This is a genomic window from Nonomuraea sp. B208, assembly GCF_057536035.1.
The window spans coordinates 24,721-50,398 of record NZ_BAAJOU010000008.1 but is presented as its reverse complement, the minus strand read 5'-3'; the positions used below and the strand labels follow the sequence as shown (position 1 = coordinate 50,398).

Sequence of the window (25,678 nt, the reverse complement as noted above, 5' to 3'; positions counted from 1 at the left end):
ATACAAGTTTCGCCTTGTCTGGCGAATCATAAAAAAACCTACGATCCGGGGGAAGTGCCCATGTCATCGACAGGCGCCGACTACGTGGCCGTCGTCACGGAGCTGCTCGCGAAACTGCCCGCCCAGCAGGAGAAGGAGATCGCCGCGGCGGCCGACCTGCTGGCCGCCGCGCTGAGCGCCGGCGGCGTGGTCAACGCCTTCGGCTCCGGGCATTCGGAGGCGATCGCGATGGAGATCGCCGGTCGCGCGGGCGGGCTGGTCCCGACGAACCGCCTGACCCTGCGCGACCTGGTCATCTTCGGCGGTGAGCCGCCGAGCGTGCTGCAGGACCCCGAGCTGGAGCGCGACCCGCGCATCGCGCGGCGCGTCTACGAGCTGGCCCCGGTCGCGCCCCAGGACGTCTTCGTGATCATCTCCAGCTCCGGCGTGAACGGCTGCGTGGTCGAGCTGGCCGGCCTGGTCAAGGAGCGCGGCCACGGCCTGATCGCGCTGACCTCGCTGCAGCACAGCCGGGCGGTGCCGGCCCGGCACCCGTCGGGACGCAAGCTGTTCGAGCTGGCCGACGTCGTGCTCGACAACGGCGCGCCGCGCGGCGACTCGGTGCTGGAGCTGCCCGGCGGCGGCTCGTTCGGCGCGGTCTCGACGATCACCTCGGCGCTGCTCGCGCAGCTCATGGTGGCCGAGACGGTGTCCCGGCTGCTGGCGGCCGGCCAGGCCCCGCCGGTCTACCTGTCGGCCAACATCCCCGAGGGCGACGCGCACAACCAGGCGCTGGAGGCCCGCTACGCCGGCCGCATCCGGCGCGGCGCCTGAGACGGTCACCGTGGAAGGATGGCGCACGTGGCGCAGCTGTCTGACGTGACCCCGGTGCTCAACCGCATCCACACCCTCCTCCCGACGCTGCCCGACGCCCTCGTACGGGTCGCCGAGCAGGTGCTCGCGGACCCCGCGGAGATGACCACGCTCGCCCTGGTCGAGCTGGCCGACCGGGCCCGCGTGGCCCCGGCCACCGTCACCCGGTTCTGCCGGACCATCGGCTACGAGCACTACCGGGCGCTGCGCATCGCGATCGCCGCCGAGACCGGCCGGGCCGAACAGGCCCGCTGGGAGATCGACCTCGGCCGCGAGATCGGCCCGCAGGACCCGCCCGGGCGGGTGCTCGAAGTGATCGCCGGCGCCGACGCGCGCACCATCCAGGAGACCGCCGCCCAGATCGACCTGCGCGTCGCCGAGCGGGTCGCCGACCTCGTGGCGGGCGCCCGCCGGGTCGACATGTTCGGCGTGGGCGGCAGCTGGCTGTCGGCGCTGGAGATGCAGTATCGCCTGGAGCGCATCGGCATCGCCTCCTGGGCCCGCTGCGAGGTGCACAGCGGGCTGACCAGCGCCGCCCTGCTCACCGGCGACGACGTCGCGATCGGCGTCTCCCACTCGGGCACCACCCGGCAGACGGTCGAGGTGCTGACCCGGGCGCGGGCGGCCGGCGCGGTGGCCGTCGCGCTCACCAGCTTCCCCCGCTCGCCGCTGGCCGACGCCGCCGACCTGGTGCTGACCACCTCGGCCCGCGAGACGACGTTCAGGCCGGAGTCGCTGGCGGCCAAGCACTCCCAGCTCGTGGTGCTCGACCTGGTGTACGTGCTGATCGCGCAGCGCACCTTCGGCCGCACCACCGAGGCGTTCGACCTCACGGTGCAGGCCGTCGAGCCGCACAAACTCTGACCCCGCGCGGACTCCCGAAAAAATTTCGCGAAGTCGCGTAATCAAGGCGAGCAGCCGGACTCCTCCCTGGTGAAAGGAAAGGAGCTCTGCTTGAGCACGATGAGATCGATCCTCATGACGCTGCTGCTGCCCTCGATGGCGGCGGCGGTTCTGGTGGTTCCCTCGCCCGCCGTCGCCGAGGCGGCCGAGGCTCCGGCGTCGAAGTCGCCGTTCGCCTGTGACGGCGCGGACGCCGCCGACAAGGGCTGGGTGCTGCCGATCTATGTCCACCAGCCGGGGCAGGACGCCTGGGCGGCCGACAGCGCCGCGCTGCTCAACACCCTCTGGGAGACCGACCAGACGGTGGACTCCAGCGCCGAGCGGTTCGGGATCTCCCGGCGGCTGCGGGTCGTGCAGGACGCCGGCTGCCGCCCGGTGGTGGCGAAACTGCCCTTCACCAAGGGCCGCAACCGGGCCGAGATGGGCAAGGCGATGGAGGAGAACCTCGACGCGCAGCCCGCGCAGGTGCGCACCCTCTGGAAGGCCAACCGGGTCAAGCCGCTGTACTTCGTCAGGGACAACGACATCACCGACTCCTGCACGGGCGGTGGCGCGAACGCCGGGATGAGCGGCGGCAACGTCATCCTGCCGCGCTGGTGCTGGAGCGAGGCCGGGCTGACTCACGAGCTGATCCACAGCTTCGGGCTCTCCCACTGCGACGGCGGCGGGGTGAACGGCAACGACCCGGTCTGCCGCGACATGGGCACCCGCAAGGAGTGCACGAGCGACCTCGCGGCCAACTACCACCTCGACTCCTGCCGGATCGACGAGTTCCGCTACTTCGAGCCGACCCCGGTCAAGCAGCCGGCCCTGGAGAAGATCAGGAACGTGGCGTTCAGCCCGTACCTCATGCAGGATCAGCCGAGTCCGGTGTGGCAGTTCCGCGTCAAGGCGGTCGACGGCGGCAGGTGCCTCGACGGGAGCGCGGCCCAGGTCGTGCAGCGCACCTGTACGAACGGCGCCGCGCAGACCTGGCAGCGCGCCATCGACGGCGACGGCTACCTCACGATCCGCAACGCGGCCACCGGCCGCTGCCTCGCCATGGCCGACACGGTCGTGACCGCCGCGTGCGTGAAGAAGGACAAGTCCCAGCAGTGGCTGCCGCAGGCCGGCCAGGACAAGACCAACTTCGCCAACCGGGCGGGCGGCAAGAAGCTCTCCGTCAAGGACAACCGGGACGGCGGCGCGGTGGTGGCCGACGGCAAGGGCGAGTTCGTGGCCGAACTGCTCGACGGCCTCGACCCCGCGCCCGCCCGGCCGGGCACTCCGGCCCCCACGGCCACGCCCAAGCCCACGCCCACGTCGAGCTCGACGTCCCGGCCGACCGCAGCTCCGACCACTGGGCCGACCGCTGGGCCGACCACCGATCCGACCGCTGAGCCGGACGTCGCCGCGCCGGGCAAGGTCCGGTTCAGGAGCTCGTACGGCACCTGCCTGACCGTGTCCGGCACCAGGGTGCGCCTCGGCTCCTGCGGCGCCACGTGGGACGTCGTCAACGTCGGCAAGCACGTGCAGCTGCGCCGGCAGAACCGCTGCCTGGCGCTCGGCAGGATCAGTGGCGGCAAGCGCGCGGTCGTCATGACCGAGTGCAGCGGCGCCGCCAAGGGGCAGCTCTGGCTGCTGGAGCGGACCCGCGGCTCGGTCACGCTGAAGAGCGCGACCACCAGGGCCACCCGGATCGTCGCCGGCGCGGGCAGGTCCGCCGCCGTCTACGCCAAGGCCGCTTACCCGAAGAACTCGGTCAAATTCCTGCTCAAGTGACCGACGACCAGAAAGGCGAGGACTCGGCCCTGACCCGACTGGTCAGGGCCGGGGACGAGCGTGCCGTCTCCGAGCTGTACGAGCGGCACTATCCCGCCGTCCTCGCCTTCGCCCGCCGCCTGTGCCAGGACCCGCACACCGCCGAGGACCTCGCCAGCGAGTCCTTCGCGCGGACCCTGCGCACCGTGCGCCACGGCTCGGGCGGCCCGAGCGGCGCGTGGCGGCCCTACCTGTACGCGGTGGCCCGCAACACGGCGATCGAGTGGGCCCGCTCCCAGCAGCGGATCGTGCTGACGGAGGAGTTCCGCGAGGACGAGCTGACCACGGCGCCGCCCGAGCCGCCCGACGATCTCGTGACGCGGGCCTACCGGTCGCTGCCGCCGCGCTGGCAGACCGTGCTGTGGCACACCCTCATCGAGGGGGAGGAGCCGGAGCGGGTCGCGCAGATCCTCGGCGTCACGCCGGGCAACGTGGGGGTGCTCGCCTTCCGGGCTCGGGAGGGGCTGCGCAAGGCGTACCTGGCGGCGCACGTGGCGGGCGCGTCGCCACGCTGCCTGCAGTACGCCGAGCCGCTGGCGGCGGTCGTACGCAAGCGCAGCGACCGGCTGCCGCGCGGGCTGCGTACGCACCTGAGCGACTGCGCGAGCTGCGCGAGGGCGCACGCGGAGCTGCTCGACCTGAACGCCACGCTCCGCGCGGCGGTCCCCGTCGCGCTGCTCCCTCTCGCGCTGAAGGCGGGCGAGTGGACCGCCACGACGGCGACACCTTTCGCCGCGACCGGAAACGCGTCCATCGCCGCCGGAGAAGGTGCCGTGGCGGGGGAGGGGGCGATTGCCGGAAGGGGAGGTGCCGCCCCCGATGGGGGTGTCGCCTCCCACGGCGGTGTCGCCGGGAAGGGAGCCGGCCTCGGCCCCGACGGGGGCGTCGCCTCCGGAGGCGCCGTCGCCGGGAAGGGGGGTGCTCTTTTCCCAGGGGTGCCGGGGTGGGCGGTTCCGGTGGTGGGGGCGGCGGTGGTCGTCGTGGCGGCCGTGGTCGGCGTGACGCTGGGGCCTGCGCCTGACCCGGCGGCGGCGCCGCCGGTCGCCGCGCCCGCGGCGAGCCCGTCACCGACCGTGGACGCGCCGTCCGCCCGGGCCACGGAACCGGCGCGGACGCGGAGGCCGACGCGGCCCGCCAGGTCCACGGCCAGGTCCACGGCGGGGCCGACGGCCACCGCCACTCCCGGAGCGACCGGCTCACCGACGACCGGCCGGACGCGAACCCCGGCAGCCCGAAAAAGCACCGGCACCCCCGCCCCGTCCGCCGCCGCGCAGGCGGGCGCGCGGCTCGTGCACGCGGGCCGGTGCGTCGGCGCGGCGGGCGCGGAGGTGGCGGCTCTGTCGTGTGCCGACCCCCGCACGGCCTGGCGCACCAGGGGCTCCGCCCAGCAGTTCCAGCTCGTCAACGTGGTCACCGGCCGCTGCCTGGCCGCCGGCGAGCAGTACGACACCACCGCCTTCAACGGCGGCGGCATGCTCGCCGTCCGCCTGCGGCCCTGCGCCTCCGTCCCGGCCCAGCGCTGGCACCGCCCCACCTTCAGCGACGGCGTGCGCCGCCTGGTGAGCGTTCCTTCCGGCAAGGCCCTGTCCATCGGCAAGGAGTTCGTCGGCAAACGCCCGCCGACGGCGTTCATCCTGTACGGCCCCTACACCGGCTCGGCCGACCAGAGCATCACCTTCGCGAACGGCTGACGCGCCCGGCGAGCCGTCATGGCAGGTCTTTTGCCGATCGTTGTCATCGTGGGTGAAACAGTCGATTCATGATGTGGGGCCGGTCCATCAGAGCGCGGATGACGGTCGCGACGGTGACGCTGTTCGGGGTGATCCTGTTCGCGGGCGTCTTCGTGATCTCGTCGCTCTTCCTGGCACGGGCGCGTGACGACCTGCAGGAGCGGGCGGCAGCCGCGGCCCGCCGCCTGACCGTGCTCATCGACCGGTCCCCTTTCACGGGCCCGATCCCGAAGCTGGACGACGTGAGGTTCCTGCAGGTCGTGGACAGCGCGGGCCGGGTGGTGGCGTCCGACGCCGAGCTCGCCGGCGCGCCGCCGCTCACCCGTGCCCGCCCCCGATCGGGGGAGTCGCTCGTGAACGACCGGGTGTGCGGGGAGGACACGTCCACGGACGCCGTACCGCCCGGCACCTGCCTGGTCGTGGTGGGGCTGTACGACGAGGTCAGCGCGTACGGCCCGGTCATGGCCTACGCCGCGGTCCGGGAGCCGAACGAGCTGCGCTCGCCGTTCCTGTTCGTCCTGCTGTACGGGTCCGCGGCGCTGCTGCTGGCCCTGATGGCCTGGGGCACCTGGTACGGCGTCGGCCGCGTCCTCGCCCCCGTCGAGCGCATCCGCCGCGGCCTGGAGCGGATCAGCGCCGAGGACCTGAGCCGGCGCATCGAGGTGCCCGCCACCGACGACGAGGTCGCCGAGCTGGCCGTCACCGTCAACGACACGCTGGAGCGGCTGCGGAACGCGGTGGACCGGCACCGCAGGTTCGTCTCCGACGCCTCGCACGAGCTGCGCAGTCCGATCACGGCCATGACGCTGCGGCTGGAGGCGGGGATGGCCGAGCGGCGGGACGAGGACTGGGCGGCGGCGCTGGCGGACGCGTACCGGCTGTCCGCCATCGTGCAGGACCTGCTGATGCTGGCCCGCCTGGACGCCGCGCCCCCGGTGCGCAACGAGCGCATCGACCTCGGGGCGCTGGTCAGTGAGGAGATCAGCCGCCGCGGCAAGACCCGGCTGCCGGTGACGACCTCGATCCAGCCCGGCGTGATCGTCCGGGGGCACCGGCTGCGGCTGGCCCGGGTGCTGACCAACCTGCTGTCGAACGCCGACCGCTACGGCGACACCCGCGTGCACGTCACCGTACGGGCGGCCGGCGAGCTGGCCGAGGTCGAGGTGCTGGACGACGGGCCCGGCATCCCGCCGGACAAGCGCGAGCAGGTCTTCGAGCGCTTCACCCGCCTGGACGCGACCCGCTCGCGCGACACCGGAGGCAGCGGCCTGGGCCTGCCGATCGCCCGCGACATCGCGCACGCGCACGGAGGGACACTGCTGGTGGGCGAGGGGCCGGGCGGCCGGCTGATCCTGCGCCTGCTGCGCGACCAGAGCGACCCCGGCGCGGGGGACCCGCCCGGGGATGATCCGGATGTGGGGGGTCCGGACCGTTAGAGATCGCCCCGATAGGGAGCTAACTGGTAGGAATCGGACCCGTAGCAACCGAATGTCGGGCCCGGGTTGAGCGTCGATGTGATGTGAGGATTCAGGATGAGTTTGCACCAGTTGTACGCAGTCCTGCTGGCCGGCGGCCTGGTGTTACTCGCCAGCATCGCCGCCGCCCGCACGGCAACCAAGCTGGGCCTGCCCGGCCTGCTGCTGTTCCTGGCGCTCGGCGTGCTGCTCGGCGAGGACGTGCTCGGCATCGACTTCGACGACGCCCAGCTGGCCCAGCTCCTCGGGACCACGGCGCTGGCGATCATCCTGGTCGAGGGCGGCCTGAGCACCCGCTGGAGCGACATCAGGCGGCTGATGCTGCCCTCGGCGCTGCTGTCGGTGCTCGGCGTCGCGGTCAGCGTGGCGATCACCGCGTCGGGGGCGCACCTGCTGCTCGGCCTGGACTGGCAGCTCTCGCTGCTGCTGGGCGCGATCGTCTCCTCCACCGACGCCGCAGCCGTCTTCTCGGTCCTGCGCGCGCTGCCCCTGCCGCGCCGCGTCGCGGGGCTGGTGGAGGCCGAGTCCGGCTTCAACGACGCGCCCACCGTCATCCTGGTGATCGTGTTCTCCACCGGCGTCACCGACCTGCCTGACCCGCTGTCCATCGCCGGCCAGATCGGCTTCGAGCTGGTGGCGGGAGCCGCGATCGGGCTGGCGATCGGCTGGGCGGGCACGGCGGCGCTGCGGTTCGTGGCGCTGCCCGCCAGCGGCCTGTACCCGCTGGCCACCGTCGGCCTGGGCGTCATCGCCTTCGCCGCCGCCGGGGCCGTGCACGCCTCCGGGTTCCTGGCCGCCTACCTGACCGGGCTCCTGCTGGGCAACGCCGTGCTGCCGCACCGCGCCGCGACCCGGTCCTTCGCCGAGGGGATCGGCTGGCTGGCCCAGATCGGCCTGTTCGTCATGCTCGGCCTGCTGGTCACGCCGAGCGAGCTGCCCGCCGCGCTGCTGCCCGCGGTCATCATCGGCCTGGTGCTGCTGCTCGTGGCACGGCCCGTCTCGGTGGCCGCCTGCCTCACCCCGTTCCGCATGGGGTGGCGGCACCAGGCCTTCATCGCGTGGGCGGGGCTCCGCGGCGCGGTCCCCATCGTGCTGGCCACCTATCCCATCGTCGCCGCGGTCCCCGGCAGCCATCAGCTGCTGAACATCGTCTTCGTCCTGGTCGTCATCTTCACCCTGATCCAGGGCCCGACCCTGCCGCTGATCGCCCGGCTGCTGCGCATCACCCAGCCGCACCAGGCCCGTGAGGTGGAGATCGAGGCGGCGCCCCTGAACGTGCTGGCCGCCGACCTGCTCACGCTCACCATCCCGTCCGGCTCGCGGATGAACGGCGTGGAGATCTTCGAGCTGCGGCTGCCGAAGCCGTCCATCGTCACGTTGATCATCCGGGACGGCGACACCCTCGTCCCCGAGCCCGACACCCCGCTCCGCGAGGGCGACGAGGTGCTCATCGTCACCACGCCCGCCACCCGCGCCGAGGTCGAGAACCGGCTGCGCGCCGTGGGCCGCGGCGGGCGGCTGGCCCAGTGGCACGACGGGCGCGGCGAGGCCGGACCGGCCCCCAGGCGGGTCGGGCGGGAGCCGCTGCCGCTGTCCGACGCGAGCCGCGCCGCCGTCCCCGCCCTCGTACGGGCGCGTGAGGCCGTCGCCTCCTGGTGGGCCGGGGTCACCCCCAAGGGACTGCAGCGCGACGAGCCGTAGCCCGGGGTCAGGCGGGCTCGCGGTAGCCGATGGAGGACAGGACGAAGTCCACGACGGTCTCGGCGTAGCGCGGGGCGTCCTCCACCAGCGCGGGCATCTTGTCCAGCGGCGTGGACAGGACGTGGTTGACGAGGATGCCGTTGACCGCGTCGAGGACCAGGGCGGGTGAGGTGCCCTTGGGGATCTCGCCGCGCTCGATGGCGAGCAGGACGAGGCTGCGGAAGATGGTCCGCCACTGCCTGCCCAGGTCCTCCATGGCCTGGCCGAACAGCTCGGGATAGAACTTGGCCTCGATCTGCGCCCGGATGCCGACCAGCCCGTCGCGGCTCTGCTGCGCCCGGAGGGTCCGGATGGCCATCGCCAGCAGGTCCTCGCGCAGCGAGCCGGTGGACTCGGCCATCACCGGGGTGGTGAGCGAGGCGAGCGCCGCCACGATGAGCTTCTCCTTGCTCTGCCAGCGGCGGTAGAGCGCGGCCTTGCCCACGCGGGCCCGGCGCGCCACGGCGTCCATGGTGAAACCGGCCCAGCCCACCTCGGCGTAGATGTGCAGCGTCGCGTCGAGCACGCGCGGCTCGATGTCGGGGTCCGGCGGCCGTCCCGGCCGTGGCGCGGCAGCGCTCGTCATGAGGACCAGTTTGCCAGGAGAGGGCATCAGCGTCAGCGATCTTCGTCAAGGTTGCGGACAATGATCGTCCCTTTTGTGGGGGGCCGCCCGGGCGGACGCCTCCCGCCGGTCGGGGGCCGGCGGGAGGCGCGCACGGTCGTCGTCCTCCGGCTCAGGAGGTACGGGCCGCGCGGGCGGCGCGGGCCGCCTCCACCTTGAGCGCGTCGCGCTCGGGGTTGGCCAGCAGGGCGAACAGCGCGCCGCCGATCAGCACGATGACGCCGGCCAGCAGGAACACCCCGGTGTAGCCGTCGGCAGGGGAGTCGCTGGAGGCCTTGGCGGCGTCGAGGACCATGCCCGCGAGCACCGGGCCGGGCACGCCGATCAACCCGCTCAGCGCCAGGCCGAGCGACAGGACGCCGGTGCGCTGCGCGGGCGGGGTGATCTGGGCGAGCGTCGGGTTGGCGATCGCGTAGATGCTGGTGCTCAGGCCGTAGCCGAGCATCAGCAGCGCCATGGGCAGCGCCACGCCGTCCACGAGGGGGAGCGCCATCAGGGACAGGCCGCCGCCCATCGCCAGCCCGCCGCCGATGAGGGTGCGCACCAGGCGGGCCGGGACGCCCCGCTTGAGCGCCCGGTCGCCCCACGCGCCGTAGGCGAACAGGAAGATCACCGAGGTGATGCTCGGCACCCCGAACAGCGACCCCGCGGTCACGGCCGAGAAGCCGAGGCCCGCCTCGAAGTACGACGGCAGCCAGGTGAGGACGATCATCACGAGCATGCCGACCGAGGAGAACAGCGCGAGGTAGCCGAGGAAGGTGCCGGTCAGCAGGATCGAGCGGAGCGGGGCCTTGGTGCCCGCCGTCGGGTCCTCGGGCGAGTCCTCGGCAGCCGCCTTCTTCGCCGGGCGCGGCGTCACCGGCTCGGCGTACGGGCCGGTCTTGCCGACGAACGCCCAGCCGACGCACCAGACGAAGCCCATGATCGCGACGCTGAGGAAGCCGTACTGCCAGCCGAGCGAGGCGATCACCACGACCAGGACGGGGGCGAAGATCAGCTTGCCGAACGAGGCCCCGGTGGTGAGCAGCGCGGCGGGCAGGCCGCGCCGCTCGTTCGGCCACCAGGAGTAGGCCATCGAGTGCATCACCGAGTTGGAGGGCGCGTCCGCCGCGCCGAGCAGCAGCCGGGTCACGACGAGCATGCCGGCCGAGGCGGCGAAGAAGATCGGTAGCTGGATCAGCGACCAGAGCATGACGAGGGTGAACAGCGTGCCCTTGAGGGGCAGCCGGTCGGCCACGGTGGCGAACAGCAGCGTCACGGCGGGACCGAGCAGGCTGGCGGCGGTGCTGATGGTGCCGAACTGGGTGGCGGTCAGGCCGAGGTCGGCCATCACGGGCTGGGCGACCAGGCCGAGGATCGCCTTGTCCAGGTAGGCGATCAGCGTGCTGGCGAGCAGCATGAGGGTGATCACCCAGGCTTTGACCATGCTGGGCTTCGACGGCGGGGCGGCCGTCGCGGAGATCGCTGGTTCGCTGGGGGGAACGCGCTCGCTGACCATGGTGGGGGGCTCCTTGATGAGGACGTGGCCGGCCAGGGGGTTCGGGGCAGGGTTCATCGGCTCCGCGACGACGGCCCGGGACGTCGTCGTGGAGCGAGTGGAGGTGCGGGGGCGTGGAGGCGCGGAAGGGTGCGGAAAACGGGGGGTGCGGAAAACGGAAGGGTGCGGGAAGCGGGGGGTGCGGAAGGTGCGCCGGCGGGAAGGCGGGCGCGGGGCGGCAGGCGTCCGAGAGGGCTGCTTCGCCCCTGGAAAGGGGAGTTTGAGCTGCGCTTTTAATATGGACGAAACATGTCTGCAAAACAGAAGCTAGGTCAGCGTTCTCGGCGATGTCAAGAGTCCCCCGCCTATTTACAGACAAAGCGCGTCCGCATTAGGGTGCGGGCATCGTCCCCAGCAGAAGGAGTACGGTGGCGGCACCCGTGTCCGGTCGCGCGTCGCATCTCGTGACCGCCGCGCTGGCCTTCAGCGGCATGGTCGTGGCGATGATGCTCACCCTGGTCGTGCCGATCATCCCCAACCTGCCGCGGCTGGTGTCCGCCTCCGTGGACGACGCGTCCTGGGTCATCACCGCCACGCTGCTGTCCTCGGCCGTGTTCACCCCGGTCAGCGGACGCCTAGGAGACATGTACGGCAAACGGCGCATGATGCTCGTCAGCCTCGCGCTCATGTGCGCCGGTTCGCTGATCTGCGTGGCGTCGAGCTGGCTGCCCGCCGTCGTGGCCGGCCGCGCGCTGCAGGGCTGCGCGGTCGGCGCCATCCCGCTCGGCATCAGCCTCATGCGTGACCTGCTGCCGCCCGGACGGCTCGGCTCGGCCATGGCGCTGATGAGCGCGACCATGGGCGCCGGAGGCGCCATCGGGCTGCCCCTGGGCGCACTGGTCGCGCAGTTCGCCGACTGGCACATGCTCTTCCTGGTGGCCGCCGCCATGGGCGCGATCGGCCTGGTGCTGACCCGCGTCCTCGTGCCGGACTCGCCGCTGCGGACCGGGGGCCGGTTCGACTTCCCCGGCGCGGCCGGCCTGTCGGCCGGGCTGGTGTGCTTCCTGCTGCCCATCACCAAGGGCGCCGCCTGGGGCTGGACGAGCCCGCTGACCCTGGGGCTGTTCGCCGCCGCGGCGGTGATCTTCCTGGTCTGGGGGCTCGTGGAGCTGCGGACCCGCGACGCGCTGGTCGACCTGCGCATGACCGTCCGGCGCGAGGTGCTCGTCACGAACGCGGCGTCCGTCGCGTTCGGGTTCGGCATGTTCGGTTCGAGCCTCGTCTTCCCCCAGCTCCTCCAGGCGCCGGCCGCCACGGGCTACGGCCTGGGGCTGTCCATGCTGGAGGCCGGGCTGTGGATGGCGGTGGGCGGCGTGATGATGATCGTGCTGTCGCCGGTCTCGGCCCGCCTCACGGGCGCGTACGGGCCCAAGGTGACGCTCGTGGTCGGCGGCCTGCTCAGCGCCGCCGGCTACGGCGGCGCGCTGTTCCTGATGGACGAGGTGTGGCACGTCGTGGTCGCCTCGACCGTGGTCTCGGCCGGCGCCGGCCTCGGCTACGCCGCCATGCCCGCCTCGATCATGAACGCCGTCCCGCGGTCGGAGACGGCCGCCGCCAACGGCATCAACTCGCTCATGCGCTCCATCGGCACGTCCCTGGCCAGCGCGGTGATCAGCGCCGTGCTGGCCGTGCAGACCGTCCAGCTGGGCGCGGCCGTGCTGCCCTCCCGCACCGGCCTCCAGCAGGCGCTGGCCGTGGCCGCCGCCGCGGTGAGCGCCGCCGTCCTCCTGAGCGTCCTGCTGCCCCGCCGGAGAGGCGGGCCCGCGGGGTCCGCGCCCCTGCCGGGCGGCGTCCAGGCGGAGCCCGCGACCAGCTCGGGCTGACCGGCGGTCCGGTGCTCCGCCTTGCGATCCTTGTCCTGACGCTCCACGGAAAGGTGTCACATGACGGCGTACTCCCTTGACCATGTCGCCCTCGCGGTACGGCGCTGGGCCCAGGCCGGGCCCGTGCTCGCGGGGCGGTTCGGCGGGCGCTGGACCGGCGGCCACACCCAGCCCACCTTCAGACCGGCCCAGCTCCGGTACGCCGGCGGCATGGGCGTCGAGCTCCTGGAGCCCGGCAGCGAGCCGGGGGCGTTCGTCCAGCGCTTCCTCGACGGCGCGCGGGCGGCGGCCCGGCCGCACCACCTCACCTTCAAGGTGCGCGACATCCGGGCCGTCCTCGCCGCGGCCGGGTCGCTGGGCTTCGAGCCGATCCTCGTCAACCTGGGCAACCCGATCTGGCAGGAGGCGTTCCTGCACCCCAAGGCCACCGGGCTCGGCTTCCTCGTGCAGGTGGCCCAGTCGGAAGGGCTGCCCCCTGAGCTGCCCGTGGACCTGCCGGGCGCGGAGCGGGCACCCTGGCCGGAGCCCGCGGCCGAGGCGGCCGCGCTGCCGGTCGTCGTCGGACGGGTCTCGGACGAGGACAAGGCGCGCCTGGTGCTCCGCGACCTGCTCGGCGGCGCCGAGACCACGTGGGGGCCGGGGCTCTCCTCCTACCGCTGGGACGGCGGCTCGGACCTGCTGCTCGCCGCCGACCCCGGCGAGCGGCCCGGGCTCCGGCTCCTCGGCTTCCGCCAGGACGGGGCGGCGGCGTGGGAGCCGTCCGGCGCGCTGCGGGCGGCCGAGGACGAGCCCGTCGTCCCCGAGCTCGGCATCCGGGTCGCCGACCTGGCGGGGGAGAGCCACGACCGCCTCACGGACCCCGTCCCCGCGACCCGCTGACCGTCCGGTGGGCGAGGATCCTTCCTCGCCCACCGGCGCTCGGACGTGTGATCCACCGGGGCCGGTCTCCGCTCATCGGGCCCGGGACGCGTGATCCACCGGGGCCGGTCTCCGCTCATCGGGCCCGGGACGCGTGATCCACCGGGGCCGGCCCCCGCTCATCGGGCCCGGGACGCGTGATCCCCGCCCCAGCAGGACCGGCCGGGGCGGGGGATCACAGGGCCGTTACCGGCCGTCGACGATGAAGTAGCCGCCCACGTCCGCCAGCGGCGTCAGCGGCGTCAGTTTCTTGGCGGCGGCGTCGTACTTCACCACGCCCGCGCAGGCCGGGGTGAGCACCCGGCCGGCCGGCCAGGACTGCGAGCAGGTGACGCCGGGGATGGCCTCGTAGCTGAACGAGCCGCCGTTGAGCACCGTGGCCAGCTTCTCCGCCGTGGGCTCGCCCTCGATCTCAGCGAACGCCTGCAGGAAGAGGTCGGCCGCCCAGTAGGTCGTCACCGTGCCGATGCCGTCCGGCGGCGCGTCCGACCCGATGGCCTTGAGGTCCTCCCTGACCTGGGCGAACTTGTCCTCGCCGAACGCCAGGGCGCCCTGGGTCGTGGTGCCGTACATGCCGTCCACCGTCTGCGCGGTGCCGGCGTTGTCGAGCAGCGCCTGCGCCGCCTGGCCGTAGAGCATGTCGCCGGTCCAGCCGAGCGACTTCAGCGCGCCGAGCACGCCGAGCAGCGCGGGCGCGGTGACGTTGGCCGACACGACGTCGGCGCCGGACGACATGATGCGCGAGGCGATGGGGGTGTAGTCGGACAGCGGGGGCTCGGTGGCGCTCGGCAGGTCCGCTTCCGCGTACACGACGTCGATGCCGAGGTTGGCGGCGATGGCCTTGGCCGAGATGACGCCGGCCTTGCCGTACGGGTCCGACGAGGCGAAGACGCCGAACTTGATCGACGAGGGGTCCTTGCCCGACGCCTTCAGGTACTGCTCCAGCGACGACGACGAGCCGACGACCTTGCCGGGCAGCGCCTCCGCGCACGACGCCTGGCCGGAGGTGCTGAACATCCACGGGTTCTTGTCCCAGGCGCAGAAGTCCTGCCCCAGCCAGCCGAACGTCGGCACCTTGTTCTTGACGATGTAGTCGCCGTTCACGCCGGACGCCGGCACGTACGGCACCAGGGCGAAGACCTTCTCGGACTCGACCAGGCTCTGCGTGGCGTGCTGGGAGGCGGCCGGCTGCCCGTTGTCGTCCTGGAAGCCCGCGTACGCGAAGGTGTAGCCGTTGACGCCGCCCTCGCGGTTGGCACGCTCCAACCGGGCCTTGGCGCCGACGTCGAGACCGGGCAGCGTGTGCTGACCAGCCTTGGTGTTGGTGCCGGTCCCGCCGACGGTGACGACCTTGCCGTTGACGCCGCGTACGGTCTCGCCGGTGAGCTCGGGCAGCTCGCCGAGGATCTTGACGATCTCCTCGCCGGCCTGCTGCGCGGTCAGCGGCTTGGCCGTGACGGCCGGGCGGGATTCCGGTTCGGGGGAGCCGGAGGAGCCGCCGCCGCACGCCGTGAGCGACAGGGCGGCCGTCACGGCGACCAGGGTGTTGACCCGCCGGAGCCGGCGGGTGCGCGCAGAGGTCATGCTGTGTGCCTTTCGAAAGGTTCGGTGGCCGGGGGGGTCAGTGCACGACGGCGGACATGCCGAGGTACGCGGCGGCGACGCGCTGCTCGTCGACGTCGGCCCGCTCGCTCACCCAGCGGAGGTGGCCGGTCTGCAGCGCGCCGACCTGGTCGGCGACGGTCAGGACGTCCCGGGCCTTCTCCTCGACGAGCACCACGGTGGTGCCCTCCTGCTGGAGGCGCTGGAACGCGGCCATGATCTCGGCCGTGACGAGCTGGGCCAGGCCGAGTGACGGCTCGTCGCTGATGAGCAGGCGGGGGCGGCGGACGAGGAAGGGGGCCAGGCTGAGCATCTGCTGCTCGCCGCCGGACAGGTTGCCCGCCGGCTGCCCGGCCCGCCGGGCCAGGGACTCGAACTGCTCGTAGACCTTGGCGCGGTCGGCCTTCGACGGGAGCCAGATGCTGAGGTTCTCGTCGACGGTGATGGACGGGAAGACGCCCCGGGACTCGGGGACGAGGACGAGGCCGCGTTCGACGCGCCGCAGCGTGTCCAGCGCGGTGATGTCCTCGCCGTCGAACACGATGCGGCCGCTCGTCACCGGCACCAGGCCGGCGATGGTGGCGCAGAGCGTCGTCTTGCCGGAGCCGTTGGCGCCCAGCAGGGCCAGGATGGCGCCCTCCCGCACGGTCAGGTCGATGCCGTGGAGCACCTCGACCTCCCCGTACGCGGCGTGCACGCCGTGCAGCTCCAGCAGGCCGGGCGGACGGCCGGCCGCCGGGAACGATCCAACGGACGCCGCCGGCTCGCCGACCTCGATCGCGGGCTCGGGTGAAGCCGGAGGCGCGACCTGGGCGGCGGCCTGGGCGGCGACCTGATCTGCGGCCTGGGCTGCGGCTTGCGCTGCGGCCTGCGCTGCGAGCTTGGCGCGTTTGCGGTCGCGCCGGTGCCTGGCGGCCATGGACTGTGTGGCGAGCAGGCCGTTCGGCTGGGCGGCGAGCTGGATGGCGCCGAGCCCGAACAGCACCTGCGGGATGAGGTCGTTGCTGGTGCCGCCCCAGCTGATCGGCCCGAGGTCGAAGCCGTGGGCCATGATCCAGGGCAGGACGGCGCTGATGATGCCGGCCTCGATGGCGCCGCCGGGGCTGCGTACGCCGACGATGACGACGATCGCCAGCCACAGGAACGTGGCCTGCGGCGGGTTCGCCGTGTTCAGGATGGTGCCGTAGACCGTGACGGCGAGGACGCCGCCCAGCCCCGCGACGGCGGCGGAGATGACGAAGATGAGGAGCTTGGTGACCGGCGGCGAGACGGCCGACGCGGACGCGGCCGGCTCGGCCGTCCGCACGGCGATCATCGCGCGGCCCGCCGCCGAGTCGGTGAGGTTGTTCGCCATCCGGACCAGCAGCAGCACGACGAGGAAGACGACGATCAGCAGCACCCGGTCGTCCGCGAGGTCGATCGGCCCGAACCGGGGGCGCGGGATCGACCAGCCGGCCGTGCCGTTGGAGAACCACTCCATCTTGAACAGCACGTTCGTCGCCAGCAGCGCCAGCGCCAGGGTGGCGAAGGTGAGGCTGAGCCCCGACAATCGCAGGGCCGGCAGCGCGGTCAGCGCGCCGAGCGCGGCGGCGACCAGCACGCCGACCACCGTCGCGGGCACGTAGTGCCAGCCGTTGGCCAGCAGCAGGCCGACGGTGAGACCGGCCGCGGTGGCGAATGCGCCCTGCGCGAGGCTCACCATGCCGCCGAGCCCGGTCACGATGGTGAAGGACAACAGGATGATGCCGAGCGCGAACCCGTAGATGAACAACTGCCGCCAGATGCCGTTGGCGAGGAACAGCGCGGGCACCAGGACGACCGCCGACTTGATGATCCAGGGCAGCGCCTTCTTGAACGGGCTAAGGTCGTCCCGGTAGTCGGGGGTGGGCTTGGCCGCCGTCGCGGCGGTGCCGGCCTTGCGCCGTCTGCGGTCGTGGCCGAGCAGGATCAGCGCGATGAACAGCACGGCGTACGGGACGGACGCGGTCAGGCCGTACACCTTGGCCGCCCAGGCGCCGAACGCGCCGAGGTGGTCCGCGTTGACGTACGCCACGACGATGTTGCGCACGGCCCCGATGAGCAGCCCCGCGAGGAACGCGAGCGGGACGGAGCGCAGCCCCGCCACGACCGCGGCCGTGGTGGCGACGAACAGCGCCAGGGTGTAGTTGTCGTTGACCAGCCCGAACGGGCCGGGGAACGGCGCGGCCAGCACGCCCGCGACGGCGGCGAGGAAGAAGCTGATCACCCACGAGAGGGTCGAGACCCGGCCCGTGTTGATGCCCCGCAGCCGGGCGAGCACCGGGCTGTCCACCGCGGTCCGCATGTGCAGGCCGAGAGGCGTGAAGCGGAGGAAGGCCCACATGGTGACGAAGAGCAGGACGCTGGCGCCCAGGGCGACGAGCTGGTTGTTGCTGAGGACCAGGCCCGCGGCGATCTGGTGCTGCTGGGCCGGCAGCACGCCGGGCACCTGGTAGACCTCGGCCACGTCCTGGAAGGGGATCCCGAGGGCGTCCCGCAGGATCGCGCACACCAGCAGCACGAACGCCGGCACCACGATGAGCACCCCGACCCCGGCGACGATCTTCGTCGACTCCTCGGCGTCGGCCAGGCGGCGGAACACCAGGCGGTCCCACGCCCAGCCCATGAGCGGGGCGAACAGGGCGACGATCACCAGGAGCGTCAGCCACTTGTTCCAGCCGAGCGCGACGTGGAACTGGTGGTAGAGGTAGGCCGCGGCGAAGGCGGTGGCCGCGTGGCCGAAGTTGAAGATGCGCGAGGTCGAGTGCGACAGGACGAGCCCGATCGCGAGCAGCGCGTAGATGGCGCCCGACACCGCCCCGCTGATCGTGATGCTGAAGAACTGCAACGAAGACTCCTAAGAGGGGGTGTCAGCTGCCGAGATAGGCGGCGATGACCTCGGGGTTCTTGCGGATCTCGGCGGGCGGCCCGTCGGCCAGCACGCTCCCCTGGACGAGACAGACGATGCGGTCGGCGAGGCCCATCACGAAGTCGATGTCGTGCTCGACGAGGACGACCGTCAGCTCGTGCCGCTGGACCAGACCGAGCAGGACCTCGCGCAGCAGCTCGGTCTCCCTCGGCCCCAGCCCCGACGTCGGCTCGTCGAGCAGGAGCAGCCGGGGCGCGTCCACGATGGCGCGGGCGAACTCCAGCAGCCGCAGCCGGCCGATCGGCAGGGTCGCGGCGCTCACGTCCCGCACCGCCGACAGCCCGCACAGCTCGATGACCTCGTCGGCCCGCTCCAGCAGGGCCGCGGTCTCGCGCCGCCGGTGCGGCAGGCCCAGCACGTCGCCGAGCAGCCCGCGCCCGCGGGTCCGCCACTCCAGCGGGACGAGCACGTTCTGCCGCACGCTGAGCCAGCCGAACGCCTGGTGCCGCTGGAAGGTGCGGCGGACGCCGTGCCGGGAGAGCCAGGAGGCCGACCGGGAGGTGACGTCCGCGCCGTCGAGGACGACGCGCCCCTCGGTGGGGGTGCGCAGCCCCGAGATCGCGTCAAGAAGGGTGGTCTTGCCGGCGCCGTTGGGCCCGATGAGGCCCACCACCTGCCCGCGCGGCACGTCGAGCGTGACGCCGTCGACCGCGGTGATCCCTCCGAAGCGCACCGTCACGTCCGCCAGCCGGAGAACGGTCCCGGTGTCCGGTCCTGCAGGGGTGACGGGGGTGGTTTGTGCAACATCCATGGTGTGCTCACTTCCTGCGGAGACACAATAGGAACCCGTTTCCGTTGTAGGGAGCGTGACCAGACGCGTCGCCATTGTCAATATCAAAGCTGTAGACAAGGTGTCTGCCTGCTCTTGACATCCGCTCCCGAACAGAAGAGCCTTCGCTAAACGGAACGTGTTTTCAAAGGGCGGGCGGGCGTGGGTCCACGCGCGGGCCCGCCTCTCGCCCAACCCCGCCGCGGCGGCCCGACAGCACTCACGAGAGGAACGCCTATGACCTCCACCGACGAGTTCCGGGCCAGGGCCCGCGCCTGGCTGGAGCAGAACGCCAAACCCTTCGACGAGGCGGCCGACTACGACCTCGAGGGCACCGCCGTGCCGCTGGAGGAGTCCAAGCGGTTCCAGAAGGCGCTGTGGGAGGCGGGCTTCGCCGGCATCACCTGGCCGAAGGAGTACGGCGGCCAGGGCCTCGGCGCGGCCGAGCTGATCGCCTTCTCAGAGGAGGCGGCGGACTTCGAGCTGCCCACCGGGCCGTTCGTCATCGGCCTCGGCATGCCCGGCCCGACCATCCTGGAGCTCGGCACCGAGGAGCAGAAGAAGCGCTACCTGCCGCCGCTGCTCAAGGGCGAGGAGATCTGGTGCCAGCTCTTCTCCGAGCCCTCCGCAGGCTCGGACGTCGCCGGCCTGCAGACCACCGCGACCCGCACCGAGACCGGCTGGATCATCAACGGCCAGAAGGTGTGGACCTCCGGCGCCCAGCACAGCGACTACGGCGCCATCATCGCCCGCACCGATCCGTCCGTGCCCAAGCACAGCGGCATCACGATGTTCATCGTCGACATGCGTCACCCGGGCGTCACCGTGCGGCCGCTCGTCGTGGCGACCGGGCACGCGCCGTTCAACGAGGTGTTCTTCGACGACGTCGAGGTTTCCGACGACGCGGTCATCGGGCGGGTCGGCGAGGGCTGGGCCGCCGCCGTGGTGATGCTCCGCCACGAGCGGGTCACCATCGGCACCGGCACCCGCGCCCGCTCCAACCCGCTCGGCTTCGACGCGCTCCTGGAGCTGGCCCGCGCCCGCGGCCTGGACCGCGACCCCGCCGTGCGGCGCCGGCTTGCGCTGCTGTACGCCCGCGAGTCGGCGCTCGGCGCCTACGGCCGCGTGCTGCACGAGGAGTCGATGGCCGGCGTCCCCATCGGCGCCCGCGGCTCGGCCGCCAAACTGGCCGGCGCCGAGCAGGCCCTGTGGGCCGCCGACCTGGCGCAGGACATCCTCGGCGCCGACCTCGCGCTGGGCGGGGCCGACCTGGAGCGGGTGGCCATGGCCATCGTGGCCGCGCCGGGCAACGCCGTCGCCGGGGGGACCAACGAGATCCAGCGCAACATCATCGGTGAGCGGGTGCTGGGGCTCGCCAAGGATCCCGGCGTCGACCGCAACACCCCGTACAACAAGTTGAAGCTCTCGCGCTGACCGTCCCACCCTCCAGGAGCTGATGTGTCTCTCATCTTCACCGACGACCAGAAGAGCCTCGCTCAGACGGTCAAGCGCTTCGTCGCCGAACGCAGCCCGATGCCGCGGGTCCGCGAGGTCGTCGGCGGCGAGCACGCCTACGACGCGGAGGTCTGGTCGCGCCTGGCCGGGGACCTCGGCCTGGCCGGCCTGATCATCCCGGAGGAGTACGGCGGCGCCGGCGCCACCCACGCCGACCTGTCGGCGGCGCTGCGGGAGCTGGGCGCCGGCCTCGTGCCCTCGCCGCTGCTGGCCTGCGTGCTCACCGCCGGAGCCCTCCTCGCCCTGGACGACGAGCCGGCCAAGCACGACCTCCTGCCGCGGCTCGCCGAGGGCGGCCTGGTCGGCGCGCTCGCCGTCAGCGAGCCGGGAGAGCGCCGCTGGATCCCCGGGACGCCCGCCACCGCCGCGACCGGCTCCGGCGACGCCGTCACCCTGTCGGGCACCAAGATCGCCGTGCTGAACGGCGCGGAGGCCGGCGTGCTGCTCGTCCAGGCCGCCGGGCCCGACGGCGCGGGGCTGTACCTGGTCGAGGGCGACGCCCCCGGCCTCACCGTGAGCAGGGACGCCGGGGTCGACCCGACCCGCAGCACGGCCACCGTGACGTTCGACGGCACCCCGGCCCGGCCGCTCGCGGGCGACGCCGACGCGGCCCTCGACCGCGTGGCCGACCTCGCGAACCTCGCGATCGCCGCCGAGCAGTCCGGCGCCATGCTGGCCTGCCTCACCATGACCACCGAGTACGCCAAGGTCCGCTACACCTTCGGCCAGCCCATCGGCGCCTACCAGGGCGTCAAGCACAAGCTCGCCGACATGTACAACCGGTGGGCGCTGTCGGACGCCGCGCTGCGCGAGGCCACCAGGGCGGCCGACGAGGAGCCCACCAGGCTCGGCGCGGCCGCCGCCGCCGCGCGGGCGCTCACCTCCTCCGGCTACCTCACCTCGGCGAAGGACACGATGCTGCTGCACGGCGGCATCGGCTTCACCTGGGAACACGACGCGCACTTCTACTACAAGAACGCGATCGCCGGAAACGTGCTCGCCGGCGACGGCGACTACCAGCTCGACCGGCTCGCCGACAAGCTCGGCGTGTGACCTCGGTGGCGGGCGCCCCTCCCCGGGGCGCCCGCCGCGGCTCTACCTCCTGAGGTGATCCTTTGACCGCTGACGTGGACCGCCGTGCCCTGCTGAAGCGCGCCCGGCTGCCGCTCGTCGCCGCGCCCATGCTGCTCGTCTCCGGCCCCGAGCTGGTGATCGCCGCCTGCCGGGCGGGCGTCTTCGGCAGCTTCCCGACGGCCAACTGCCGGGCCGAGGGCGAGCTGGACGAGTGGCTGCACCGCATCGCCGCCGCCTGCGGCCCCGACGCCGCGCCGTGCGTGCCCAACCTCATCGTGCACCGCTCGAACCCCCGCCTGGAGCAGGACCTCGACGTCATCCTGCGGCACCGCCCGGCCGCCGTGATCACCTCCGTCGGCTCGCCCGCCGCCGTCGCCCCCGCCCTGCGGGCGGCCGGGATCCAGGTCTGGTGCGACGTGGCCACCGTGCGCCACGCGGAGCGGGCCATCGACGCCGGGGCGGACGGCCTGATCCTGCTCACCGCGGGCGCGGGCGGCCAGACCGGGAACGCCAACCCGTTCGCGTTCGTCCGGGCGGTGCGGCGGCGTTTCGACGGGATCGTCGCGCTGGCCGGCGGGCAGGCCGACGGGCACGCCCTGCTCGCCGCGCGGGCCCTCGGGTGCGACCTCGGCTACATGGGCACCCGCTTCATCGCCACCCGCGAGGCCCGCGCCGACGAGCGGTACAAGAGCTTCGTCGTCGAGAGCGAGCTCGACGACATCCACCTCACCAACGCCCTCTCGGGGCTGGAGACCAACCTGCTGCGGCGGTCGCTGCTGGCCCAGGGGCTCGACCCGGCCGAGTTCGGGCTCGGGCCGAAGCGGTTCTCCATGGCGGCGCTGGAGGGGCGCGAAGGCGGCGCGCCCAAGAGGTGGCGCGACATCTGGAGCGCCGGCCACTCCGTCTCCGGCGTCCGCGACGTCCCCACCGTCGCCGACCTGGTGGACCGGCTGGCCGCCGAGTACGCCGAAGCCGCCCGCACCACCCACACCCTGACCGCCGAGCCCGCCCTGACCGCCGAGCCCGCCCTGACCGCCGAGCCCGGCTCGACGCCCGGCGGGGCGCGGTGAGCGGGGCGCTGGCGGGGCTGCGGGTGCTCGACCTGACCACCGAGCGGGCCTGGCTGAGCGGGCGGGTGCTGGCCGACCTCGGCGCGCGGGTCACCCTGGTCGAGCCGCCCGGAGGCGATCCCGCCCGGTTCGACCGGCGGGCCGGCGCGCCCCCTGGCCGGCCCAACCCGGCGTGGCCGGCCTTCAACCGGGGCAAGCGCTCGGTGACGCTGGACCTGGCCAGGCCGGCCGCCCGCGAGCTGTTCCTGCGGCTGGCCCGCGCCGCCGACGTCGTCATCGAGTCGTACGAGCGCGAGACCCTCCACGGACGGGGTCTCGGCCACGCCGCCCTGTCCGCCGTGAACCCGCGCCTGGTGCTGGTCAGCGTCACCCCGTTCGGCCGGACCGGCCCCTACGCGGGTCACGCCGCCGCCGACCTCGTCGTGGCCGCCACGGGCGGCGCGGTGTGGACCAACGGCGACCCCGACCGCCCGCCCGTCCGCATCAGCTCGGGCCAGTACTTCCTGCACGCCGCGGCCGAGGCGGTCGTGCACACCCTCGCCGCGGTGCGCCACGCCCGGCGCACCGGCCGGGGCCAGCACGTGGACGTCTCGGCGCAGCTCGCCACGATCCGCACGCTGATGAACGCGGTGCCAGGACCCTACACCGACGGCTCGGTGGTGGACCGGGCCTCCTTCGGCGCGCCCGCCCCCGGCCAGCCCTACCGCCACCTGTTCGGCTGCCGCGACGGGCACGTCCTCGCCACCGTCCCCTTCGGCCCCGGCCCCGCCGGGTACGTCGCCTGGCTGCGCGACGAGGGCTTCCTGCCGCCCCGGCTGGCCGCCTACGACGCCGCGCGGCGGGTCGCGGCCCGGCTGACGGCCTGGGCCGACGTCGTCGTCGAGGCGTTCACGCCCGGCGTGATGGACCGGCTCGGGCTCGGCTACGACCGGCTGCGCGCGGTCAACCCCTCCCTGATCATGCTCTCGACGTCCATGAACGGGCAGACCGGCCCGCGCAGGGGGTTCGCGGGGTTCGGCACGGTGCTCGCCGCCATGTCCGGGTTCTGCGAGCTGACCGGCTGGCCCGACCGCGACCCCGGCTCACCGTACGGGGCGTACACGGACTTCATCGGCCAGCGTTTCGCCGCCGTGGCCGTGCTCGCGGCCCTGGAGCACCGCGCCCGCACCGGCGAGGGGCAGCACATCGACCTGTCCCAGATGGAGACCGGCCTGATGTTCCTCGCGCCGGAACTCGTGGACCACCAGCTCACCGGCCACGTCGCGACCCGCGACGGCAACCGCGACCGCGCGGCGGCCCCGCACGGCGTCTTCCCGTGCCTGCCGGAGGACGGCAGGGAGCGGTGGGTCGCCATCGCGGTGACCGGCGACGACCAGTGGAACGCCCTGCGCCGGGCCCTGGGGGAGCCCGCGTGGGCGGCCGATCCCCGGCTCGCCACCCTGGCCGGGCGCAAGGAGCAGGAGGACCGCCTGGAACGGGCCCTCGCCGCGTGGACGTCCGCCAGGACGGTCGCCGAGGTCGTCGGGACGCTCCAGCCGGAGGTGCCGGCGGGTCCGGTGCACGACGCCCGGGGCCTGCGGTCCGATCCGCAGGTGGCGCACCGGGGCTACTTCCGGCCGCAGCCGCACCCCGTCATGGGGACGATGCCGTACGAGGGCGCCCAGGCGGAGCTGTCGCTCACGCCGTACCGCGTCACCAAGGCGGCCCCGCTGCTCGGCGAGGACAACGAGCGGGTCCTCACCGAGCTCCTGGGGTTCGCGCCGGACGAGGTCGCCGGGCTCGTCGCCGAGGGCGCCGTCGAGCAGGTCCTGGACTGAACCGCACGTGGAAGCAGGAAGAAGGAGAGCCATGCCGCAGACCGTCGATCTCACGGGGCAGACCGCCGTCGTGACCGGATGCTCCTCGGGACTCGGGCGGCGCTTCGCCGTCACCCTCGCCGAGCACGGGGCCTCCGTGGTCGCCGTGGCCCGGCGCGCGGACCGGCTCGGCGAGCTCGCGGACGAGATCGCCGCGGCCGGCGGCGCCTGCCTGCCGCTGGCCGCCGACCTCACCGACGACGACCAGCTCGGCGGCCTGCTGGACGCGGCCGAGGAACGCTTCGGCACCGCCACCATCCTGGTCAACAACGCCGGCATCCCCGACGCCCAGCACGCCACCAAGATGCCCGTCGACCTCGTGGACCGGGTGCTGGGGACGAACCTGCGCGCGCCCTGGCTGCTGTCCTGCGACTTCGCGCGCCGGCTCATCGCGGCCGGGGCCGGCGGCCGGGTGGTGAACGTCTCCTCCATGGGCGCCTACGAGTACCGGGGCGGGGGAGCGGCACTCTACTCGGTGACCAAGGCCGCCGTCGTACGGATGACGGAGGTGCTCGCGGTCGAGTGGGCGAAGTTCCACATCAACGTCAACGCCATCGCGCCGGGCGCGTTCGCCTCGGAGATGATGGACGGCATGGTGCGGCGCATCGGCGGCGACCCGTCGCGGTTCTTCCCCCGCGCCCGCATGGGCGACCCGCGCCAGCTCGACAGCACCCTGCTCTACCTGGTGTCCCCGCACTCGGAGTTCGTGACCGGCACCGTGGTCAAGGTCGACGACGGCCAGGGCGCGCGCTGAGCTCCGCCGGGCCCGGGGCCTATCTGCCGGTCTCGGGCTCCGGCATGAGCAGCCGCCGCGCGGCGAACTTCATCCGCTCCTCGACGTACTCGGGGGTGAGCTGGTCGTTGAGCCAGCCGATGACGCTGCTGTTCCAGAGCGACTCCAGCATGTGCAGCGCGCGGTATTCGGCGGTCGTGATGCGGTGGTCGGGCCCCCACGCGGCGCGCCCCATCAGCTCGGCCAGGCTGGTCGGCGGCGGCGTCTCGGCCAGGAGCGGCGTCTCCTCGCGCCGCTCGCCGAGCGGCTTGGGGATGTGGTACGCGCTGAGCGCGGCGTGCGCCCAGCCGCGGTTGTACTGCATCGCGCGGAAGGCCCGGTGCAGCACCTCCGCGGCCCGCCCCTCCGGCGTCCGCTGCCGAGGGGGACGCTGCACGATGTCCTTGCGCAGCTCGTCGAGCTGCACCTGGATGGCCGCGGCGAGCAGGGCGTCCTTCGACGGGTAGTAGCGGTAGAGGGTCGACAGGGCGACCTCCGCGATCCTCGCCACCTCGCGCATCTGGACCGCGTCGTAGCCGCCGCGGGTGGCCAGGGCCATCCCGGCATCAAGAACACGTTCCGCCCGGAAGGCCCGCGCCTCGGGCGTGCGGCCCTTCCTGCTGACCCGCGTCATGGCGGACCCCCTTTCCCTGTGGGTGAAGGACACGAG

At 73.2% G+C, this 25,678-nt stretch carries 19 protein-coding genes; 13 read left to right on the top strand and 6 right to left on the bottom strand.

From position 1 onward, the window contains the following. Nucleotides 1-60 precede the first annotated feature (60 nt). From AC27IY_RS03795 to AC27IY_RS03770, 6 genes are all read left to right on the top strand, one after another. Nucleotides 61-813 (top strand): sugar isomerase domain-containing protein, encoded by a 753-nt coding sequence (locus AC27IY_RS03795; RefSeq protein ID WP_487177127.1) that lies wholly within the window; start codon nt 61-63, stop codon nt 811-813. Between the two features lie 27 nt (nt 814-840). After that, nucleotides 841-1,716: a MurR/RpiR family transcriptional regulator gene (locus AC27IY_RS03790; protein ID WP_487177126.1), complete on the top strand. Its 876-nt coding sequence runs from the start codon at nt 841-843 to the stop codon at nt 1,714-1,716. Between the two features lie 99 nt (nt 1,717-1,815). Then, nucleotides 1,816-3,516 (top strand): ricin-type beta-trefoil lectin domain protein, encoded by a 1,701-nt coding sequence (locus AC27IY_RS03785; RefSeq protein WP_487177167.1) that lies wholly within the window; start codon nt 1,816-1,818, stop codon nt 3,514-3,516. Continuing rightward, nucleotides 3,513-5,246 (top strand): sigma-70 family RNA polymerase sigma factor, encoded by a 1,734-nt coding sequence (locus AC27IY_RS03780; RefSeq protein WP_487177125.1) that lies wholly within the window; start codon nt 3,513-3,515, stop codon nt 5,244-5,246. Before AC27IY_RS03785 ends, AC27IY_RS03780 begins: the two co-directional genes overlap by 4 nt. 98 nt (nt 5,247-5,344) lie before the next feature. Continuing rightward, on the top strand, nt 5,345-6,721 hold the full coding sequence (locus AC27IY_RS03775) for a sensor histidine kinase (protein ID WP_487177124.1): 1,377 nt from the start codon (nt 5,345-5,347) through the stop codon (nt 6,719-6,721). A 96-nt stretch (nt 6,722-6,817) separates the two neighbouring features. Beyond that, nucleotides 6,818-8,461 carry a potassium/proton antiporter gene (locus tag AC27IY_RS03770; RefSeq protein ID WP_371250441.1) on the top strand — a complete coding sequence of 548 codons (1,644 nt, stop codon included), beginning with the start codon at nt 6,818-6,820 and terminating at the stop codon, nt 8,459-8,461. A 7-nt stretch (nt 8,462-8,468) separates the two neighbouring features. Here the strand turns inward: AC27IY_RS03770 and AC27IY_RS03765 are convergent, their stop codons facing one another. Both AC27IY_RS03765 and AC27IY_RS03760 read right to left on the bottom strand, forming a co-directional pair. Continuing rightward, entirely contained in the window at nt 8,469-9,086 is a 618-nt protein-coding gene (locus AC27IY_RS03765; protein WP_344206406.1) for a TetR/AcrR family transcriptional regulator, read from the bottom strand. Between the two features lie 151 nt (nt 9,087-9,237). Then, a complete protein-coding gene (locus AC27IY_RS03760; RefSeq protein WP_487177123.1) occupies nt 9,238-10,680 on the bottom strand; it encodes an MFS transporter in 1,443 nt (480 codons plus the stop codon). A gap of 362 nt (nt 10,681-11,042) precedes the next feature. On the opposite strand from AC27IY_RS03760, the gene AC27IY_RS03755 reads away from it, so the two are divergent. Both AC27IY_RS03755 and AC27IY_RS03750 read left to right on the top strand, forming a co-directional pair. Beyond that, complete coding sequence (locus AC27IY_RS03755) at nt 11,043-12,485, top strand: MFS transporter (RefSeq protein ID WP_487177122.1); 1,443 nt, start codon at nt 11,043-11,045, stop codon at nt 12,483-12,485. A gap of 60 nt (nt 12,486-12,545) precedes the next feature. Beyond that, nucleotides 12,546-13,364: a VOC family protein gene (locus AC27IY_RS03750; RefSeq protein ID WP_487177121.1), complete on the top strand. Its 819-nt coding sequence runs from the start codon at nt 12,546-12,548 to the stop codon at nt 13,362-13,364. 225 nt (nt 13,365-13,589) lie between these two features. Here AC27IY_RS03750 and AC27IY_RS03745 read toward each other — a convergent pair whose 3' ends face one another. The 3 genes from AC27IY_RS03745 to AC27IY_RS03735 are packed head-to-tail and all read right to left on the bottom strand — an operon-like array spanning nt 13,590 to nt 18,703. Beyond that, nucleotides 13,590-14,987 carry an ABC transporter substrate-binding protein gene (locus tag AC27IY_RS03745; RefSeq protein ID WP_487177120.1) on the bottom strand — a complete coding sequence of 466 codons (1,398 nt, stop codon included), beginning with the start codon at nt 14,985-14,987 and terminating at the stop codon, nt 13,590-13,592. A 37-nt stretch (nt 14,988-15,024) separates the two neighbouring features. Then, complete coding sequence (locus AC27IY_RS03740) at nt 15,025-17,871, bottom strand: ABC transporter permease subunit (RefSeq protein ID WP_487177119.1); 2,847 nt, start codon at nt 17,869-17,871, stop codon at nt 15,025-15,027. 22 nt (nt 17,872-17,893) lie between these two features. Continuing rightward, nucleotides 17,894-18,703 carry an ABC transporter ATP-binding protein gene (locus AC27IY_RS03735; protein WP_487177118.1) on the bottom strand — a complete coding sequence of 270 codons (810 nt, stop codon included), beginning with the start codon at nt 18,701-18,703 and terminating at the stop codon, nt 17,894-17,896. Nucleotides 18,704-18,958: 255 nt separating this feature from the next. Here AC27IY_RS03735 and AC27IY_RS03730 point away from each other — a divergent pair, with 255 nt between their 5' ends. The 5 genes from AC27IY_RS03730 (at nt 18,959) to AC27IY_RS03710 (ending at nt 24,990) form a co-directional block, all read left to right on the top strand. After that, complete coding sequence (locus tag AC27IY_RS03730) at nt 18,959-20,155, top strand: acyl-CoA dehydrogenase family protein (RefSeq protein ID WP_487177117.1); 1,197 nt, start codon at nt 18,959-18,961, stop codon at nt 20,153-20,155. A 24-nt stretch (nt 20,156-20,179) separates the two neighbouring features. Continuing rightward, nucleotides 20,180-21,289 carry an acyl-CoA dehydrogenase family protein gene (locus AC27IY_RS03725; RefSeq protein WP_487177116.1) on the top strand — a complete coding sequence of 370 codons (1,110 nt, stop codon included), beginning with the start codon at nt 20,180-20,182 and terminating at the stop codon, nt 21,287-21,289. A gap of 62 nt (nt 21,290-21,351) precedes the next feature. Then, nucleotides 21,352-22,380, top strand: coding sequence for an NAD(P)H-dependent flavin oxidoreductase (locus AC27IY_RS03720; protein ID WP_487177115.1), 1,029 nt, complete (start codon nt 21,352-21,354; stop codon nt 22,378-22,380). Continuing rightward, nucleotides 22,377-24,197, top strand: coding sequence for a CaiB/BaiF CoA transferase family protein (locus tag AC27IY_RS03715; RefSeq protein WP_487177114.1), 1,821 nt, complete (start codon nt 22,377-22,379; stop codon nt 24,195-24,197). The genes AC27IY_RS03720 and AC27IY_RS03715 overlap by 4 nt, the downstream gene beginning before the upstream one ends. Nucleotides 24,198-24,228: 31 nt before the next feature. Then, on the top strand, nt 24,229-24,990 hold the full coding sequence (locus tag AC27IY_RS03710) for an SDR family NAD(P)-dependent oxidoreductase (RefSeq protein WP_364464361.1): 762 nt from the start codon (nt 24,229-24,231) through the stop codon (nt 24,988-24,990). 19 nt (nt 24,991-25,009) lie between these two features. Here AC27IY_RS03710 and AC27IY_RS03705 read toward each other — a convergent pair whose 3' ends face one another. Next, nucleotides 25,010-25,642 (bottom strand): TetR family transcriptional regulator, encoded by a 633-nt coding sequence (locus AC27IY_RS03705; protein WP_329578008.1) that lies wholly within the window; start codon nt 25,640-25,642, stop codon nt 25,010-25,012. Nucleotides 25,643-25,678 lie beyond the last annotated feature (36 nt).

Excerpts from the sequence above, each read along its gene's own strand:
- AC27IY_RS03795 (WP_487177127.1), top strand. The coding sequence starts at position 61 with ATGTCATCGACAGGCGCCGACTACGTGGCCGTCGTCACGGAGCTGCTC.
- AC27IY_RS03785 (WP_487177167.1), top strand. The coding sequence starts at position 1,816 with ATGAGATCGATCCTCATGACGCTGCTGCTGCCCTCGATGGCGGCGGCG.
- AC27IY_RS03775 (WP_487177124.1), top strand. The coding sequence starts at position 5,345 with ATGACGGTCGCGACGGTGACGCTGTTCGGGGTGATCCTGTTCGCGGGC.
- AC27IY_RS03770 (WP_371250441.1), top strand. The coding sequence starts at position 6,818 with ATGAGTTTGCACCAGTTGTACGCAGTCCTGCTGGCCGGCGGCCTGGTG.
- AC27IY_RS03765 (WP_344206406.1), bottom strand. The coding sequence starts at position 9,086 with ATGACGAGCGCTGCCGCGCCACGGCCGGGACGGCCGCCGGACCCCGAC.
- AC27IY_RS03760 (WP_487177123.1), bottom strand. The coding sequence starts at position 10,680 with ATGAACCCTGCCCCGAACCCCCTGGCCGGCCACGTCCTCATCAAGGAG.
- AC27IY_RS03750 (WP_487177121.1), top strand. The coding sequence starts at position 12,546 with ATGACGGCGTACTCCCTTGACCATGTCGCCCTCGCGGTACGGCGCTGG.
- AC27IY_RS03745 (WP_487177120.1), bottom strand. The coding sequence starts at position 14,987 with ATGACCTCTGCGCGCACCCGCCGGCTCCGGCGGGTCAACACCCTGGTC.
- AC27IY_RS03735 (WP_487177118.1), bottom strand. The coding sequence starts at position 18,703 with ATGGATGTTGCACAAACCACCCCCGTCACCCCTGCAGGACCGGACACC.
- AC27IY_RS03730 (WP_487177117.1), top strand. The coding sequence starts at position 18,959 with ATGACCTCCACCGACGAGTTCCGGGCCAGGGCCCGCGCCTGGCTGGAG.
- AC27IY_RS03710 (WP_364464361.1), top strand. The coding sequence starts at position 24,229 with ATGCCGCAGACCGTCGATCTCACGGGGCAGACCGCCGTCGTGACCGGA.
- AC27IY_RS03705 (WP_329578008.1), bottom strand. The coding sequence starts at position 25,642 with ATGACGCGGGTCAGCAGGAAGGGCCGCACGCCCGAGGCGCGGGCCTTC.